The organism is Metabacillus schmidteae, from assembly GCF_903166545.1.
Lineage (GTDB): Bacteria > Bacillota > Bacilli > Bacillales > Bacillaceae > Metabacillus > Metabacillus schmidteae.
The window spans coordinates 869,644-886,301 of record NZ_CAESCH010000002.1; the positions used below are offsets into that span (position 1 = coordinate 869,644).

The 16,658-nt window shown below is 34.1% G+C and carries 20 protein-coding genes; 18 read left to right on the forward strand and 2 right to left on the reverse strand.

Annotation, left to right across the window (positions count from 1 at the left end):
- Positions 1-211 precede the first annotated feature (211 nt).
- From HWV59_RS24985 to HWV59_RS25000, 4 genes are all read left to right on the forward strand, one after another.
- On the forward strand, positions 212-745 hold the full coding sequence (locus HWV59_RS24985; RefSeq protein ID WP_175640656.1) for a DinB family protein: 534 nt from the start codon (positions 212-214) through the stop codon (positions 743-745).
- A 468-nt stretch (positions 746-1,213) separates the two neighbouring features.
- Positions 1,214-1,573 carry an ArsR/SmtB family transcription factor gene (locus tag HWV59_RS24990; RefSeq protein ID WP_175640657.1) on the forward strand — a complete coding sequence of 120 codons (360 nt, stop codon included), beginning with the start codon at positions 1,214-1,216 and terminating at the stop codon, positions 1,571-1,573.
- A 3-nt stretch (positions 1,574-1,576) separates the two neighbouring features.
- A complete protein-coding gene (locus tag HWV59_RS24995) occupies positions 1,577-2,575 on the forward strand; it encodes an NADP-dependent oxidoreductase (RefSeq protein ID WP_175640658.1) in 999 nt (332 codons plus the stop codon).
- A 276-nt stretch (positions 2,576-2,851) separates the two neighbouring features.
- Positions 2,852-3,640: an ankyrin repeat domain-containing protein gene (locus tag HWV59_RS25000; protein WP_175640659.1), complete on the forward strand. Its 789-nt coding sequence runs from the start codon at positions 2,852-2,854 to the stop codon at positions 3,638-3,640.
- Positions 3,641-3,758: 118 nt separating this feature from the next.
- Here the strand turns inward: HWV59_RS25000 and HWV59_RS25005 are convergent, their stop codons facing one another.
- Positions 3,759-4,181, reverse strand: a complete 423-nt coding sequence (locus HWV59_RS25005) for a hypothetical protein (RefSeq protein ID WP_175640660.1) — start codon at positions 4,179-4,181, stop codon at positions 3,759-3,761.
- Positions 4,182-4,503: 322 nt separating this feature from the next.
- Here HWV59_RS25005 and HWV59_RS27345 point away from each other — a divergent pair, with 322 nt between their 5' ends.
- Positions 4,504-4,632, forward strand: coding sequence for a hypothetical protein (locus HWV59_RS27345; RefSeq protein WP_268921790.1), 129 nt, complete (start codon positions 4,504-4,506; stop codon positions 4,630-4,632).
- 257 nt (positions 4,633-4,889) lie between these two features.
- Positions 4,890-5,447 (forward strand): pyridoxamine 5'-phosphate oxidase family protein, encoded by a 558-nt coding sequence (locus tag HWV59_RS25010; RefSeq protein ID WP_175640661.1) that lies wholly within the window; start codon positions 4,890-4,892, stop codon positions 5,445-5,447.
- A gap of 564 nt (positions 5,448-6,011) precedes the next feature.
- On the opposite strand, the gene HWV59_RS25015 is transcribed toward HWV59_RS25010, so the two are convergent.
- Complete coding sequence (locus HWV59_RS25015; RefSeq protein WP_175640662.1) at positions 6,012-6,227, reverse strand: hypothetical protein; 216 nt, start codon at positions 6,225-6,227, stop codon at positions 6,012-6,014.
- Between the two features lie 636 nt (positions 6,228-6,863).
- Between HWV59_RS25015 and HWV59_RS25020 the strand changes: the two genes are divergently transcribed.
- The 12 genes from HWV59_RS25020 (at position 6,864) to HWV59_RS25075 (ending at position 16,609) form a co-directional block, all read left to right on the forward strand.
- Positions 6,864-7,181 carry a hypothetical protein gene (locus HWV59_RS25020; protein WP_175640663.1) on the forward strand — a complete coding sequence of 106 codons (318 nt, stop codon included), beginning with the start codon at positions 6,864-6,866 and terminating at the stop codon, positions 7,179-7,181.
- A gap of 103 nt (positions 7,182-7,284) precedes the next feature.
- The gene (locus HWV59_RS25025) at positions 7,285-7,497 is read left to right on the forward strand and encodes a hypothetical protein (protein ID WP_175640664.1); all 213 of its coding nucleotides are present in this window, start codon (positions 7,285-7,287) and stop codon (positions 7,495-7,497) included.
- 149 nt (positions 7,498-7,646) lie between these two features.
- Positions 7,647-8,099, forward strand: a complete 453-nt coding sequence (locus tag HWV59_RS25030; protein ID WP_175640665.1) for a VOC family protein — start codon at positions 7,647-7,649, stop codon at positions 8,097-8,099.
- A 149-nt stretch (positions 8,100-8,248) separates the two neighbouring features.
- On the forward strand, positions 8,249-8,863 hold the full coding sequence (locus HWV59_RS25035) for a PH domain-containing protein (protein ID WP_175640666.1): 615 nt from the start codon (positions 8,249-8,251) through the stop codon (positions 8,861-8,863).
- Between the two features lie 343 nt (positions 8,864-9,206).
- Positions 9,207-10,448, forward strand: coding sequence for a dicarboxylate/amino acid:cation symporter (locus tag HWV59_RS25040; RefSeq protein ID WP_175640667.1), 1,242 nt, complete (start codon positions 9,207-9,209; stop codon positions 10,446-10,448).
- Positions 10,449-10,610: 162 nt separating this feature from the next.
- Positions 10,611-10,991 (forward strand): PH domain-containing protein, encoded by a 381-nt coding sequence (locus HWV59_RS25045; protein WP_175640668.1) that lies wholly within the window; start codon positions 10,611-10,613, stop codon positions 10,989-10,991.
- Between the two features lie 297 nt (positions 10,992-11,288).
- Positions 11,289-11,843 carry a hypothetical protein gene (locus tag HWV59_RS25050; RefSeq protein ID WP_175640669.1) on the forward strand — a complete coding sequence of 185 codons (555 nt, stop codon included), beginning with the start codon at positions 11,289-11,291 and terminating at the stop codon, positions 11,841-11,843.
- Positions 11,844-12,733: 890 nt separating this feature from the next.
- Positions 12,734-13,117, forward strand: coding sequence for a DUF302 domain-containing protein (locus HWV59_RS25055; protein ID WP_175640670.1), 384 nt, complete (start codon positions 12,734-12,736; stop codon positions 13,115-13,117).
- A 421-nt stretch (positions 13,118-13,538) separates the two neighbouring features.
- Complete coding sequence (locus HWV59_RS25060) at positions 13,539-14,111, forward strand: sulfurtransferase TusA family protein (RefSeq protein ID WP_175640671.1); 573 nt, start codon at positions 13,539-13,541, stop codon at positions 14,109-14,111.
- A 12-nt stretch (positions 14,112-14,123) separates the two neighbouring features.
- On the forward strand, positions 14,124-14,513 hold the full coding sequence (locus HWV59_RS25065) for a DsrE/DsrF/DrsH-like family protein (RefSeq protein ID WP_175640672.1): 390 nt from the start codon (positions 14,124-14,126) through the stop codon (positions 14,511-14,513).
- Between the two features lie 46 nt (positions 14,514-14,559).
- On the forward strand, positions 14,560-15,696 hold the full coding sequence (locus tag HWV59_RS25070; protein WP_175640673.1) for an MBL fold metallo-hydrolase: 1,137 nt from the start codon (positions 14,560-14,562) through the stop codon (positions 15,694-15,696).
- Positions 15,697-16,345: 649 nt separating this feature from the next.
- The gene (locus HWV59_RS25075; RefSeq protein ID WP_102228767.1) at positions 16,346-16,609 is read left to right on the forward strand and encodes a metal-sensitive transcriptional regulator; all 264 of its coding nucleotides are present in this window, start codon (positions 16,346-16,348) and stop codon (positions 16,607-16,609) included.
- Positions 16,610-16,658: the final 49 nt, after the last annotated feature.

Consider the following 16,658-nt stretch of genomic DNA (forward strand, 5'->3'; position numbering starts at 1 on the left):
GTAGCTTTTTGTTTGCAGTAATATCAACTATCGGGCGCTATCCTTGAATACAAGGGGTAGGCTCTTTTACATTTAAAGGGCCATTTTTCAGAAAAAAAGAGGGATTATTTGTAAGTGAATCGAAGATAACTCAGAAGATGTTATTTAGTTTAACATTGGACGTTACTCAACATTATGGAGGAAGAAAATTATAAAGAAAGAGGGAGATCTATTGGATACAAAAGAGATATTGAAGCAGTTCGAACAGGTGGCTACATACTATATTGAAGAATTAAGTAAATATTCGCTAGATGAGTTTACGAGGAAGCCTTCTGAGGATGAATGGTCATTAGGACAAATGTACAATCATTTAATAAAGGGCACTCATTATCTTCATTTGAAAGCTATTGAGCAATGTGCTAATGACACTGCTTCCGATGGCGGTAAAAAAACAGAAATAGGCGAATCGATTTTCAAAGAAGGAACGTTTCCTTCAATCAGAGTAAAAGGTCCGGATACACCGGATTTCACACCGCCAAATCCTAAAGGAAAAGAAGAAGTAAAGGAAGGACTGCTTCAAATCATTGAGAAAATGCGAGAGACAGAAAGAAAGCTCTCTGACATTCCGGTCAGCCAGAAAGTTCAGCACCGGAGAATGGGATATTTAAATGCAGAGGAATATTTTCAGCTAATCGAAATGCATTTCCGGCACCACTTACGGCAAAAAGAGCGTATCGATCAGTTTCTTTTAAAAGTAAGTAAGTAATTTATCTATATTGATGTAGCAACTAATAGAAGTTTTTCAGTTATTCCATTAAAGGGCGCTTATCTAAAATATAGGTAAGTGCTTTTTCATGTTAATGGCCATTTAATGAGGTAACAGTGAATAAAATAGACAAGTAAAAGAAATACCCCCTGAATCTTAATAAATTGACAATACGATTCAGGGCTTTTTTTAAAAAAAGACACCTAGATTACTTATCTAGCGTTTATTTTATTTAATGGATCAATTGGCATACTAAATTTGCTTTATTACATAGAGCATTCATCAAACATAGTCCCCGATTTTAAGTTGCTGAACATTAAAAGTTAATGATGCTTTCAATTTAAGATGTATTCGTCTCGATTTGCTTTCTCAATATTGCACCTTACATAACAATCTTATATTGTTGTATTCAGTGATATCGTTTATCAACTTAAACCATTAAACTGAATTTTGGAGGTATTTTACTGTATGAATAAACAGGACCAACTAAATAGGATCAAAGAGGATTTTATTAATTGTCAAAAAGTACTATTGGCAATTGGTGATGAAACACGTCAATCGATTTTGTTAGTTCTAATGGGGACGGATTGTCAAACAGGGTTGCGTGTGGGGGAAATCACTGAACAAACACATCTTTCTCGACCTGCTGTGTCCCATCATCTAAAGGTTTTACGAGATGCCGGTATTATTTTAATGCGTAAAGAAGGAACTAAAAACTTTTACTATATTAATGTACGTACAGAATTAGGTTTATTAAGAACCCTTGTGTTGGATATTGATCAGTTCATGCAGAACTTTTATTCAAATGATGCAATTTTGGAGGGATAAGCAATGAAAGCAATGGCTATTGATAAGTATGGGAAAGTTCCAATGCGTTTGGCAGATATGCCTACACCTGAAATTGGTGAATATGAGGTACTCGCAGAAATTCATACAGCTAGTATTAATCCTGTTGATTTTAAGATACGAGATGGAAAAGTGAAATTGTTAGTTAAATATAAAATGCCTCTTATCTTAGGGAATGACTTTTCTGGTGTTGTTGCAAAGGTTGGCGTAAAAGTGACTCGTTTTAAAGTTGGTGACGAAATATATGCACGTCCACGTAAGAGTAAAATCGGTACTTTTGCTGAATATATTGCTATTCATGAAGATGACGTCGCCTTAAAGCCTAAAAATTTGAGCTTTGAAGAAGCAGCATCAATTCCACTAGTGGGGTTAACCACCTATCAAGCCCTAACAGACATTTTGCAATTACAAAAGGGACAAAAGATTTTAATTCAAGCTGGGGCTGGTGGTGTCGGTACCTTTGCTATTCAATTGGCCAAATTAATGGGTGCTTTTGTAGCAACGACTGCCAGTGAGGCTGGTGCGAATTTAGTAAAATCTCTTGGTGCAGATGAAATAATCAATTACAAGACAGAAAAATTTGAAGAGATACTAAAAAACTATGATGCCGTATTTGATACACTTGGAGGCGAGACACTCGAAAAATCATTCGAAGTGATAAAAAGCGGAGGAAAAATTGTTTCTGTTTCAGGAATACCGAATGCTCGTTTTGGTAAAGAATATGGGTCCGGATTTTTTAAAACGTTGTTGTTTTCAGCAGCAAGCCATAAACTTACTGCGCTTGAAAAAAAGCATAATGTGGAATATACATTTTTGTTTATGAAGCCAAGTGGAGAGCAATTACGTATAATCGCAAACTTTATTGAGGCTGGTAAAATCAAGCCTGTAATTGATAGAGTTTTCCCTTTTGAAGATGCACAAAAAGCGATGGAATATGCGAAGTCTGGCAGGGCTAAAGGGAAAATAATAGTAAAAATTAAATAGGTATGAAACGAAGGAAAAAAGTATGCTGAATAATGCTCCTTGAAAAAATCACTTAGTAGAACAAGAAACACCATTTTAATCTAACTTTATTTTACATGGAGTTCTGTATTTAAGGTGATATAGATGTTAGTTGTTCCATCAAAGGGCGCATATCTGGAGTAAGAAATGTGTTCTTCTTATGTAATAAATTATTGAGTAAATAATATGTTTTTGAAATAATTGGTATATGTAATCAGGCAGCTATGTTTATTAATATATTCCGAGGGAGAGACAAACATGGACTTTATTTTCAATGATGAGGCGCAATCCGTCGAAGTGGTCAAGGCGATCCATACAGGTGATGTCCTATTATTGAAGCGACAGCTTGCTGAAAATCCAGGTCTGGCCAAGACCAGAATTATCGGAAGAGACTATGATAACAAGTGTAATAACTTGGGAATGTCTCGTACACTTCTACATGTTGTGACCGACTGGCCTGGTCATTTCCCTAATGGTACGACGACAGTGAACGTTTTGATCGATGCCGGTGCTGATGTGAACGCTCGATTTACCGGTCCACACACCGAGACGCCACTTCATTGGGCTGCGAGCAGTGACGACATCGAAGTGCTTGACGCTCTTCTCGATGCAGGTGCAGACATTGAGGCTCCCGGAGCAGTTATCGCAGGTGGCACTCCGTTAGATGATGCGGTGGCATTCGGGCAGTGGCAGGCGGCTCATAGGCTGGTTGAACGTGGAGCGCAGATTGCACTCTGGCATGCTGCTGCGCTAGGATATATGGATGCTATAGAGGCCTACTTCTCCGGTTCCACACTTTCGGAGCGATATCCTTGGGGAGCAAAATGCACTTCATGCCAGGATAAGGTTAACGTAGCATTCTGGTGTGCTTGCCATGGAGGACAGACAAATGCTGCAGATTACCTTTTAGACCAAGGTGCCGATCTTAACTGGATTTCTGATTGGGATGGCTTGACCCCATTGGATGCAGCGCAAAGAAGTGCCTCCACCCCTTTGGTTAAGTGGCTGCTGAGTCAGGGCTCCAAATCTTCCAACGAACTGAAATAATCAATTGATGGAAATAGCGAGTTGTGAACGGGAGAAAAACAGCAAAAATTTCTTTGCTGTTTAATCAGGTATTTTAATTAGATTTGAATTCTTTACTAAACACCTTATTATACCATTTTTAATATCCAAATATTATTGGAGTTAGGCTGATAATTAAAAGAAAAAGTCCTAGGTTATTCATACTTTTCATTTGATATAGTCCTATTTTTTCAAATATAAACGGACTAATAATAAAAGCTTGTATAGCATCTATCAATATATTCGAGGTAAAAAATACCCAAGGGTTTGGATATGTAAAATAAAACACAAGAAGAGTAGTAACCGGTAGAAAACCATATGTAAATGATGAAACATCTGTCAAAAAGAATAAATTGTTTGTAACAGACCACCAATCAAAGTTTTTGGCTATTTGAAAAATAATTGTACTTAGCATAACAATGAAAAGTGATACTGATGCAAATCTTCGTAATCGCAATGGATTTAGTGGAATTAATAAGAACCATGGTGCAATGAATAAAAACCAACTTAACGTAGTAGCCATATACAATCCTCCAACAAGTTTAATGCATAATACATTATCACCTTAAGGAGTTTTGGATAATCATTAACTAATAAAAGAGAACGATAATAAGCAAAATTATTTCGTAGTTCGCTTAAATAGTGTATGAGCGATCTTAAACAAAAGTGCGCATTTCTGGAACAAGGAAAGACGCTTATTTTAGTTAAGGGTGCATAAGTGAAGAATCTGTGAGCTATTCAAACAGCTTTTTTTTATTATGGCCAATAAAGTAAGTGGTGAAAGATGAAGGAAATTAAATTATGTTTATAGAAATTGTATCTTCCAGCGTGTTTGGAGGAATAAAATGAAGTACACATACGCAGAAGACAAATTTAATTTTTTAGGTTTAACAGTTGGTCTTTTAGTTCTATTTCTAATGATAACTTTCGGTATCTTCTTTATAGAAAGAAGAATGAAAAATAAATTTACGTAGAAAGTTTATTCAATTATCGGGAGCTTATCTTGAATAAAGGTAAGTGCTTTTCCATGTTAAGGACCAGATTGTCGAAGATCAAGGTTGATATAGGTTAGAGATTGTAAAGAATTACACTTTACGGTAGGTTTATTTAAGAAGGAGTAAATTCTTCTGTATAGAATATATATCTATTTATACGTTATAGATTTGAAGAATTATGTGTGGTATTAGGCTTTTTATTTTTGCATTAGGTGAGGCGAGGAGGAGTATTTATTATGGGAAAAGTTTTTTCTTCAATACTTCCAAAACATGAAGAATTTATAAGAAAACAACGGATTTTTTTCGTTGGATCAGCACCACTATCAGCAGAAGGACATGTTAATATTTCCCCAAAAGGTCATGACGTACTAAGGCTATTTTCACCAAATGAGGTCGCTTATTTAGATTTAACTGGTAGTGGAAACGAAACAAGTGCCCATTTAACAGATAACGGTAGAATCACATTTATGTTCTTAGCTTTTGAAGGTCCCCCGATGATTTTGCGTCTATACGGAAGAGGTAAGGTAGTTTTACCAGACTCACCAGAGTGGAAGGACATGGCTAAACACTTTGACATCCTTCCTGGTTCTCGCCAAATAATTCATGCAAAGATTGAAACGGTAAAAACGTCATGTGGATTTAGTGTACCATTTTATACATACAATGGTGAACGAGATACTCTTCAACAGTGGGCTACCAATAAAAGTGAAAAAGACTTAGAAGAATATCGTAAAAAGAAAAATGCTATTAGTATGGATGGAATAGTTACACCAATTGGGGAAAAGTTTATTTAACCTAATTAACTTTTAAAAAGTAAAGTCCTTTTTGAACGAACGGGTGTTTAGTTGAACAAGAAAATAATGTTCTTCAACAATATAAGTGCTTTAATGGAGTAAAATAAAATAATAAATTAGATATTTTAAAAGCTAAGTGTCAAACTTAACGAAAGTTGATACTTAGCTTTTATTTTTATCCTCAAACATCTGTGTAGACCTATGTGGAATGTTCGATATCTCTCCTTACACCTTACGAAGCTCTATATGGAGACTTAGTGAGGATGAATGGAAGATGGTCTTTCACCAAGGACAAAGTCAGACCTTTCATCGTGTAAATAGTATAGTAGGATCATCAACGAACAAGCGCTTATCTGGAACAACGTAAAGTGCTTATTTCAGTTTTAGAAATTAAAGAATTGATGGAAATTGCGACACATAATTACTAAGATTATTGTTTGTATTTTACCAACTACTCCAACTTACAACACTTAGACCTAAAAAATAAGTAGAAATTGAAAAGGACATTATTGCAGATTAGAGGGCGTTTTCTTCGCAGCCAACTCTATTGGCTGTGCTGGAGTTTTATTTTTCACTAAATGAGACCGCACAATCTTTTGCTGCTTTTGGGGTTAATCCACGCCTTTTCATTTCCCATTTAATGATTGATAGATACTTTTTAATCTCTATTGTTTTATTTAGATCATAAAAAGATTCTCTTTGTTTATATATTTTTAATTGTTTCTTATACTTTAGGTATATTGAAAATAATTCACTATTTTTAATTGAACTTATTTCCATTAATAATCATCCTATATAAAAATTCTTCTTTATTATTAGAGATTTATTATTTTAATTCAATGTTATTTATTTTTCAATAATTAGGTGAGTATTAACTGTTATTTTTTTGATATCTCAGATTCAAACTCTATTTTTGTGTCATCTTTAGCGTCTATGTCGCATTTCGCATTTATAAAACATCAACCAAAAAAGAGCCGAGATACTCGACTCATGACGTAGGACAAAGCAATCCACTTCTAGATTGGAAACTTTGCATTTATAATATACCTCAATGAATCAATCCATTATAGATTACTTTAGTACCAATTTTCAAAGTTTACCTTTCTGGTGATTTGTTACATGTGTAAAAAATAGCATCAATAGATTAATACTTATAAAGATATGCTCTTCGCACAATTATTAAATAATTATTACCTAAATAGTTATACTCAATAATCGAGCGCAATTCTTGTAAAAGGATGTGCGCTTTTTTACATATTATAAGGCTCCTGATAAGGGCTCACTTATAATGTGAAAGCGGAAATTAATTTATGGGAAATATCTCTTTGAAGTAACAACATGTTTATTAAAGAAGGAACTTCTTAGTGATTAGGAGAAATATTAAGGATATTAATTATTATTTGAAGGATGATAAAATTGAGTAAAGTGCTAAAAATTAAGGCTCTCAAATTCCCTGATATTCCTCACTATGAATGGGAAGGTGAAATACTTCACCAAACCTCTGACTATTTCCTTCTCAGATGTAAACCAGGCCGTAAACTGATTCATCATAGTAAAAATAAGGTTTTCACTTTCAACAATACCTCCATAGAATTTTTTTCATTGAAAGAATGGTACACTGCTGCTATGGAAATTGAAAATGGGGAGGTTGTTTCTGTTTATAGTAATGTAGCGAAACCTTGCGTTTTAATAACGAAGAAAAAATGGATGTTAGAGCAATCTAAGAGTGCTTAAAAATATATAGATCTTAGTTTATTTATTAAGATTGTATTATAATGGATTGTAATGTATTTGTTAAAGCTTATAAATTACTTTTAACGATAAAGGAGATATCTCAATGTCAAATCATGAAAATAACAACGACCAAAATACACAACCAACAGAAAAAAAGAAGGTTAGCTTACAGGAGTTAATGAAACAACAACTTGCAAATAAAAAACAAGCTCAAGAAAATGGAAAACAGGCAAACAAAGGATTAGCTAAAAATCAAAAGATGAAAAGTCAGCAAGCTAAAAAAACGAGTAATACACGTAGGAAAATGGGAAGCTAATAAAAATATATTGGATTAAAAAAACACCGTATTGATTTATTTACAATTTACACGGTGTTTTTTTGTTTGGAAGGAATTAGTAACTTTTCAATAGAATTATTATGAAGATGAATCAGATGGTAAATTATTACACATAAGGAGATAAAACGATGGAAAAAAACAAATTACTAAGAATGGACAATGTAGGCATCGTTGTAGAATCTCTTGATAACGCAATCTCTTTCTTTGAGGAGATTGGCTTGAACCTCGAAGGGCGAGCCACTGTCGAAGGTGAATGGGCTGGTCGAGTAACCGGATTGGGTTCTCAGTGCGTAGAGATTGCTATGATGGTTACCCCAGATGGCCACAGCCGACTTGAACTTTCGAAATTTCTCACCCCACCTATTATATCAGATCACCGGACTGCTCCTGTAAATTCCCTTGGTTATCTACGGGTCATGTTCACCGTTGATGACCTTGACGAAATGGTATCCAGACTCACTAAGCATGGTGCTCAACTCGTTGGCGAAGTGGTTCAGTACGAGGACTCGTATCGGCTCTGCTACATTCGTGGAATCGAAGGACTTCTAATCGGCTTGGCGGAACAACTCGGTAACAAATAAGTAAGTAACGTGTTATAAAAAGCCTTTACTGAAATAAACATTACTGAAGTGAAAATTGAAACAAAAAAGCAGTAAGAATGTTTCATTTTCTAGTCCTTGTTGTTATAATTTAGGAGGTTCTTCAACAAATTTGAGAGGAAGGGATAAAAATGTTTAAAAAAATTGCTGCCGATGCGTTAGGCTTATCTGATATTGGGACAATAATTCAGCCTTCAGACTACGATAAAACGGATGCTGACGATTATGTCATGCATGAAGATCAGGAGAAAATTTACTTTCTAATAAAAACAAAGGCGGACGAATATTGCTTTACAAATCTAGCGATTATCCATGTGGATGGTACTAGTGCTGCTTCCTCTAAAAGAACATTAAAACGTTATCCATATTCTCAGCATAAAATATCAGGAGTAATGCTTGAAACAGCAGGAAAACTCGATATGGATGTCGAGATTAAATTTCATATTGGAAATGAAAAAATTGATATTGATGTGAGAAAAGATCAAATCGAACAATTAAAAGATCTTTACAAAGCACTCCTCCAAATCTCAGAAATTACCTATGAAAATGGAATAATCTTAGACTTTGCATCTCAAAGTTTAGATAAAGCTGTTTCGGTGTTACAAAATGCCAGAACAGATGATAACAATTTAGCAGCTACATACAAAGGGATAACGGATTTCGGTTTTCAATGGTTAACTTCAGCGCGTGAAAAATACCACGAGAAAGATTTTGGTGCAATATTTGAAAAATATATAAATAACTAATTTAGGATCTACAAACGCTTAATTGATAAATAAAGCCATTTCTTAATAATGAGCACTGCAAAACGAATACATTTTATGGGGAAACGCCTGTTTGGCGTTTTTTTTGTTTTATCGAAGAGAAACTCCTAAGCTAGGGTTCTATAAAGCTTCCAGTGAGGTATTAAAAACTCCACCGTAGTGATAAATATTTTTGGTTCGCCAACCAAAATTTCAGCATACGGTGGAGTTTAATTGTCAAAAGGTTTTTGGAAAAGCAAGCGGTGTAAATATAATAAAAAAATAGGTTTTTATCATGATAAATAAGGGAAATAAAACATAAATTTTAGAAAGTGAGGTGGTTAGCTTGAGGCTGGCAACTAAAATAATTATAGGTTTAATAGCAGGTGCCATAGTAGGTCTTGTTTTAAACATTGTATCACCTGATGTTTTTAAAGTCCTTGATACCTATGTATTTACTCCACTAGGACAAATATTTTTAAATTTAATTAATATGCTCGTTGTACCTATAGTCTTTTTTTCCATTACACTCGGTGTTGCAGGTTTAGGTGATCCTAAAAAGCTTGGGAGAATTGGCTTTAAAACGATTTCTTTCTTTTTAGTGACAACAGCATTTGCGATAATTATTGGTTTATCTCTTGCCATGATCATACAGCCTGGCCATGTAGGAAACTTTGATACAGAAGGAGCTTCGTTTGAAGCAGAAGAAGCACCATCTACTGGAGAAACATTACTGAACATCATCCCGTCTAACCCTATTCAAGCCTTTGCTGAAGGCAATATGCTCCAAATCATTGCGTTTTCCATCTTTGTTGGATTTGGTATAGCTATGCTAGGAAAGAAAGCAGAAGCTTTGCTAACTGTAGTGGAGCAGGGAAATAACCTCATGATGTATTTAGTGAACATTGTCATGAAGTTCGCACCCTATGGAACATTCGGTTTAATTGCAACAGCTGTAGGAAGTCAAGGTCTATCGGCAATTAAAGCAATGGGATTATACATGGTTGTCGTCGTTTTAGCGCTAATTATCCATTCTATCGTCACATATGGTTCAGCTGTATTTTTCTTAGCAAAATATAACCCATTCTCTTTCTTTAAGAAGTTTTCTCCTGCCATAAGTGTTGCATTTAGTACTTCCAGTAGTAATGCAACATTACCAGTCTCAATGGAAACAGCACAAAAAGAGTTGAACATTCCTAAATCAATAAGCAGCTTTGTTCAACCCCTTGGAGCTACCATAAATATGGATGGAACAGCCATTATGCAAGGAGTAGCCACCATTTTTATTGCACAGGTTTATGGTGTAAATTTATCAACTATGGAGTTAGTAACGGTTGTATTAACGGCTGTGCTGGCAAGTATCGGTACGGCTGGAGTACCTGGTGTAGGTTTAATTTTATTAGCAATGGTATTTAGTTCTGTAGGTTTACCTGTTGCTGGTATTGGTTTGATTTTAGGAATCGACCGTTTATTAGATATGGCTCGTACGGCAGTTAATATTACTGGGGATGCGGCATGTGCTTTGGTTGTGTCTGAGACTGAGAAGAAGCATATGGGGATGAAGGAAGAAATGAATAAAAGTATGTAGAGGGTGGTGATGGCCATCCTCTTTTATTTATCTTTTGAATAGATTCAGTAGTCCATAGTCCACCATATTTACATAGCTTGGATAAAATACCTAATCTTAAGAAGGAAACTTTTATGTAATAAAGAATATAAATTTTAAAGACTAAAATTATTGGAGGTTTATATGGGAATTTTAGATGGTTTAATGGGGAATGTGTCAGAGGTTGATATTAACTCAGTTGAAAAAGAATTAGAATTAGTCATCATTGATAATGAAAAAGTTGAAAAAGCTTATAAATTAATCAGAGATTTAATTGTGTTCACTAATACCCGTTTAATACTAATTGATAAGCAAGGTGTTACAGGTAAAAAAGTAGAATATCATTCAATCCCTTATAAAAGTATTACACATTTTAGTGTAGAAACTGCTGGAAGCTTTGATTTAGACGCAGAATTAAAGATCTGGATATCTAGTACAGCTAATCCAGTTTCAAAACAATTCAAAAAAGACAAAAGTATATATGATGTGCAACGAGCGTTAGCCATGTATGTAGCGAAATTATAAATAATGTAGGAGCTTGGATATCCAAGCTCTCTTTTCCGGGAGTAAGTTTGCATAGGGAATAATATTCCCATGTGAACCAGGTGTCTAAGTTAAAGTCCTCTATTTTGTTACCGATTGTTACCTGAAAATAAGAAAGGTTGTCTAATTGTTACCGTTTTGTACCACATTAAAGAGAAAAGCCACTTCATTTGAAGTGGCTTTTTGGTTTAAGTGAAAAGTAAAGTGGGAAGCTAAAAAATATATTAGGCTTACTACTGTGTATATCTCTAAAATATTGTTTAAGGATGTGGTTAAAATTTGAATATTAAAAGTCTACTAAATCCAGAAACTCAAATAATAGGTACAGATCATATCATTCAGGATTTTTGGCAATGGGGATTTTCCAACCAACTGACCAATAGTTTGAGAGGGGTCTATGCTGAATTCTTAATTGGGACTGCCCTTGGTTGCTTAAATCAATCACGTGTTGAATGGGACTCATTTGATTTAATTTATAACGACAAAAAAATTGAAGTAAAATCAGCTGCGTTTATTCAGTCTTGGCATAGAGGGATATTTTCTACTATTAGCTTCAATATAGGGCGAAAAAAAGTATATGATTATGGTACGAATAAGTACGGTCCTAGTGCGAAAAGACATGCCGATATATATGTCTTTAGCTTATTAAAAGAGAAAGATGTAGACCTAATTAATCCATTAGACACAAAGCAATGGGAATTTTACGTTGTACTTACCAAAGAACTAGATCAACATTTTCCTCACAAAAAAACAATATCTTTAACTTCACTAAAAAGAATAACTCAACCATATACATATGAGAATTTGAAAAAAGCAATAGATGATCTATATTAATGAATATTTACATCACAGGGTATCTTCGTTGGTACTCTGTTGTTATATAAAAGGAAAAAGGAACATTACTTTTTGTAAGGAAAGAATGGTTAAGGATAATGTGATTTGTTATAGTAAATGGAACAAATTTATATATTAAGGTATGAAATATAGAATGATGTGTTTGCAGAAAATACTATTCGAATTGAATAGGAAGACAGCCATTAAGACTAGTAAGATCAGTAATGAGCACCAATTTCTTGATCCAGAAAGTTCTTCCTTATATTACACGAGAGATCAGTTAGATCTCCCGAATATGGATATTTACAATTTAAACAATTTCTCCATTATGCTGACAGAGAGCATTTTAGTGAAAGATTGGCTAACTCTTTCATCGAGCCGGAAAATTAAGTTATTACAATCGGTATTAAGTAAAATAAAGTTCAATTATAAAAATAATCACAGATGAACATAGTATTAGTGATTTTGTCAGTAAAAAGTTGAGGAAAAGATATTCCTTTTCTCATCTATTATATTTTTCAGCCTTAAATTAATAATTTTTTTGATTTATCATTTTCAATTAGTACAAACTGCAATGGTAAGTACGAGCCCCTGCCTTTTAGAATTACTATTAATTAACTCCCACTAAGAGCTAGAGCAGACATATTTTACATCCATAAATAATTTCAGGAAATCTTAGTAAACAACACGAATATTATCTATTCATGCTTAAAATTTGGACAATTTTCATATTCGCGTTGTTGAGTCATGTCTAGTTAAGAAGTATTTGCAAAGAGTATTAATAAATGATTATTAGGACATACAAGGTTTATAAAACAATAACATGTTACTTCCTAGAGAAAGTTGGGTAAATTACTTAGAAAATATCTAAAAAGAAAGGGTGAAAATCAATGTTTGATTATACTGTAGCAACAAATAAAAATATAAAGGAAGCAATCTCTAGTCTGGAAATAAATTTAAAGGAAGAAAAGTTTGGGGTATTATGGATGTTTGATATTAAAGAAAAGCTTCAAGAGAAAGGACTAGAGTTTGATTCTGACTATCTAGTTTTAGAAGTGTGTAATCCACATGAAGCCCAGAAGGTATTGAAAGAAAATTTATTAGTTGGTTATTTCCTACCATGTAAAATTGTTGTTTATAATGATAATGGCAAAACGAATATTGGAATGCCTAGACCTACTGCTTTAATAAATTTAGTAAACAACGAGGAAGTAAAAAAACTTGCTAGGGATATTGAGGAAAGATTAATGATTTGTATTAATAAAAGCATATAGAGTTAATAAAGGTTGGAACTAGGATGTTATAAAAAGAGGAAGTGGCTGTTACATAAAATTCCATAAGCTATTAAGTTTGTTTAAAATCATGATTGAATAAATACTAGAGCAATGAATAAAAGAAACCCTGTAGAAGCTACAGGGTTTCTTCTTTTAGATGTATACAGAGCTGTACGTTTCCTAGCCACCATCCAAACTCATTACTTTATAACCGCTGTTTATAAGAATTCGTGTAGCCGCGTAACCATAATAAATAAACATATAAATTAATGTGATAAATATCACAAGCAATGATGGATATTAATGGATAAAAGAAAGAGACATATATAAATGTTATAAACAAATTCTAATATTGACTTGTATGTTTATCAAAAGCGTATGTAGGTCAAGCAAAGAAGAAAGTTGGATAGGAGGGACTTGGATGCAAGTAACAGTCAATAAGATTTTGGATGCTAAAGGGTTAGCTTGTCCTATGCCTATTGTAAAAACAAAGAAGGAAATGACCGCACTTAACCCGGGACAGGTTATGGAGATACAAGCTACTGATAAAGGATCTACAGCTGATATTAGGGCTTGGGCAGATAGCACTGGTCACCAATATTTAGGCACAGTTGAAGAAGGGGATGTCCTTAAACATTACCTTAGAAAGGCTAGCGCTGAGGAAGAGAAATCTGAATCGAAACACCCCGATGTGGTCAATCTAGAAGAATTGCTTAATCGCCTTAATGGGAATGAAAAGATAACAGTTTTAGATGTTAGAGAACCAGCTGAATATGCTTTTGGTCATATCCCAGGATCTATTAATATACCTCTTGAAGAACTAGAAGCGCGATTTGAAGAATTAAGTGATGCCGAAGATCTCCATATTATCTGTAGAACTGGTAGCCGTAGTGATTTTGCTGCCCAAAAGCTTACAGAAAAAGGTTTTAAAAATGTGAAAAATGTAGAACCAGGTATGAAGGATTGGCATGGTCCTATTGATAAAACTCATTAAGGGGGAAGAAGAATGAAAGTAGCTATTATTGCAGCAAATGGTGGCATGTTTGATGCATATAAAGTTTTCAATATTGCAACTGCAGCAGCTGCTACAGATGCCGAAGTAGGGATCTTTTTTACATTTGAGGGTTTAAATTTAATTCATAAAGAAGCACATAAAAACTTACCAATGCCAGCTGGCACAGAACATTTTCAAGAAGGTTTTAAAAGAGCAAATGTTCCACCTGTTGAGGAACTTGTTTCAATGGCAAGTGAAATGGGTGTAAAAATGATTGCGTGTCAAATGACAATGGATGTTATGAGCTTAGAGAAAGAACAATTTATTGAAGGTATTGATGTAGGTGGAGCTGTAACATTTTTAACTTTTGCGAAAGATGCAGATGTTACATTAACTTTCTAAATCAATATAAAATCAACAAGTTGTTTTAATAGGTGGGAGGTTAACTATGGCTACTGAAACTGATGTTAAAACGATTACGGTTAAAGAATTAGCAAAAAAGGTCATCAATCATGAGGATGTATTTATTATAGATGCCCGTAATACCGATGATTTTGACGATTGGAAGATCGAAGGGAAAAACGTTGAAATTATGAATGCTCCTTATTTTGAATTATTAGAGGGAGTAGATTCTATTGTAGATAAGTTGCCAAAAAGTAAGGGAATTTATGTTGTATGTGCAAAAGGTGGATCCTCAGAGTTTGTCGCACAACAAATAGCAGAGGCTGGATTTACGGATGTTTATTCCGTAGCGGGTGGTATGAAGGCTTGGAGTGAGCATTTGGAGCCTATAAGAATTGGCGAGCTTAAGAATGGGGGAGAGCTATTCCAATTTGTACGTATAGGTAAAGGATGTTTATCCTATGTTGTTATATCAAACGGAGTGGGTGCAATAATTGATACAAATAGGATGCTAGAGCCTTATGAGATCTTTATAAAAAAACAGGATATTAAACTGACTCATATTCTTGATACACATTTACACGCTGACCATATTTCAGGTGGAAAAAAGCTTGCTGATAAATTAGATGCAAAGTATTATCTTCCTCCAAAAGATGCAAACGAAGTTACATTCAACTATGGAGAAATAAATGATGGGGATGAATACACGGTTGGTCATACAACGATTAAGGCCATCTATTCTCCAGGCCATACGATTGGAAGTACATCTTTCATCATTGATGATCAGTATTTATTGACGGGAGATATCTTATTCATCGATTCAATTGGTCGCCCAGATTTAGCAGGGAAAGCTGAGGATTGGGTTGGTGATTTAAGAACGACATTATATAAGCGTTACAAAGGGCTTGCAGATGACTTATTAGTATTACCGGCACATTACATGGGGATAGAAGAGATGAACAATGATGGAAGTGTTTCCAAAAAACTAGGTGCATTATTTCAACAAAACCATGGACTAAATATTACGGATGAAAATGAATTTAGAAAAACGGTAACTGAGAATCTTCCTCCGCAGCCTAATTCATATCAAGAAATAAGAGAAACAAATATGGGGAAAATTACCCCAGAAGAGGAGCAGCAACGCGAGATGGAGATAGGACCAAATCGCTGTGCAGTACGTTAAGGAGGACCCTGTTAATGGGTGCTAATGTTGGAAAAAATATATGCCAAAATCCTGCAATGGATCTTGGCATTATTAATATTAGGTACATCTATTAAAATTTGGTCAGATATATTATAAAACTAATTCTTATGTTCTATATATGTTTCAAGAGCTGGATGAAACTCTTTTTTGAAATGATTTTCCGGGCATGATTTTATAACAATGCTGCTCAGGAAGTTTGTTTTGCTCGTAATCAACAGTTTTTGACATGTTGGACATTTTTCAGTAAATAATGATTTTATAAAACCCAATAAAAGATCCTCCTATCCTATGTCTTAAATTCCTATTGATATACTTGGTATTATACAAGATTATTTTAAATAACTCAATAAAGTTATAAAATAAGGTAAACAATATTATTAATAAGTTGTTGACAACATACCCTAGGTGGTATATTATGAGTCTTGTAAGTTGTTCCTTGCTATAAATTAGGAAGGAGCCTGTCACATGATTATCTTAAGTATTTGTGTGTTAATAAGTATCATCTATTTCTTATTAGTTAGGTATTATCCTATTTATGGATTACATGATATTGATAAGCAAGAGATTGAGGTAAATAATCATTAAAAACAAATAAGCAAGGAAGGATATTGTTAAAGGGGGTTAGAAGATGGAGTATAATGATCAAATGAAAAATAGAGTAAAGCGAATTGAGGGACAACTTAGAGGTATTTTAAGAATGATGGAAGAAGGAAAAGATTGTAAGGAAGTTATCACGCAGTTGTCTGCAGCAAGAACGGCAATTGATCGAACGATAGGCGTAGTTGTCAGTTCAAATTTAGTAGAATGTGTTCGTAATGCTGAAGAAACTGGAGAACACAGTACAGAAGAGTTAGTGAAAGAAGCAGTAAACTTACTAGTTAAAAGTCGATAATAATGGGTTGACACCCACTTTTATTTACACTAATATATACCCATAGGGG

Bases quoted from the DNA above. Each gene is read 5' to 3' on its own strand.
- HWV59_RS24995 (WP_175640658.1), top strand. From the start codon at position 1,577: ATGAAAGCAATGGCTATTGATAAGTATGGGAAAGTTCCAATGCGTTTG.
- HWV59_RS27345 (WP_268921790.1), top strand. From the start codon at position 4,504: ATGAAGTACACATACGCAGAAGACAAATTTAATTTTTTAGGTTTAACA.
- HWV59_RS25030 (WP_175640665.1), top strand. From the start codon at position 7,647: ATGGAAAAAAACAAATTACTAAGAATGGACAATGTAGGCATCGTTGTA.
- HWV59_RS25065 (WP_175640672.1), top strand. From the start codon at position 14,124: ATGAAAGTAGCTATTATTGCAGCAAATGGTGGCATGTTTGATGCATAT.
- HWV59_RS25005 (WP_175640660.1), bottom strand. From the start codon at position 4,181: ATGGCTACTACGTTAAGTTGGTTTTTATTCATTGCACCATGGTTCTTA.
- HWV59_RS25010 (WP_175640661.1), top strand. From the start codon at position 4,890: ATGGGAAAAGTTTTTTCTTCAATACTTCCAAAACATGAAGAATTTATA.
- HWV59_RS25045 (WP_175640668.1), top strand. From the start codon at position 10,611: ATGGGAATTTTAGATGGTTTAATGGGGAATGTGTCAGAGGTTGATATT.
- HWV59_RS25035 (WP_175640666.1), top strand. From the start codon at position 8,249: ATGTTTAAAAAAATTGCTGCCGATGCGTTAGGCTTATCTGATATTGGG.
- HWV59_RS25000 (WP_175640659.1), top strand. From the start codon at position 2,852: ATGGACTTTATTTTCAATGATGAGGCGCAATCCGTCGAAGTGGTCAAG.
- HWV59_RS25060 (WP_175640671.1), top strand. From the start codon at position 13,539: ATGCAAGTAACAGTCAATAAGATTTTGGATGCTAAAGGGTTAGCTTGT.
- HWV59_RS25075 (WP_102228767.1), top strand. From the start codon at position 16,346: ATGGAGTATAATGATCAAATGAAAAATAGAGTAAAGCGAATTGAGGGA.
- HWV59_RS24990 (WP_175640657.1), top strand. From the start codon at position 1,214: ATGAATAAACAGGACCAACTAAATAGGATCAAAGAGGATTTTATTAAT.
- HWV59_RS25055 (WP_175640670.1), top strand. From the start codon at position 12,734: ATGTTTGATTATACTGTAGCAACAAATAAAAATATAAAGGAAGCAATC.
- HWV59_RS25025 (WP_175640664.1), top strand. From the start codon at position 7,285: ATGTCAAATCATGAAAATAACAACGACCAAAATACACAACCAACAGAA.
- HWV59_RS25015 (WP_175640662.1), bottom strand. From the start codon at position 6,227: ATGGAAATAAGTTCAATTAAAAATAGTGAATTATTTTCAATATACCTA.
- HWV59_RS25070 (WP_175640673.1), top strand. From the start codon at position 14,560: ATGGCTACTGAAACTGATGTTAAAACGATTACGGTTAAAGAATTAGCA.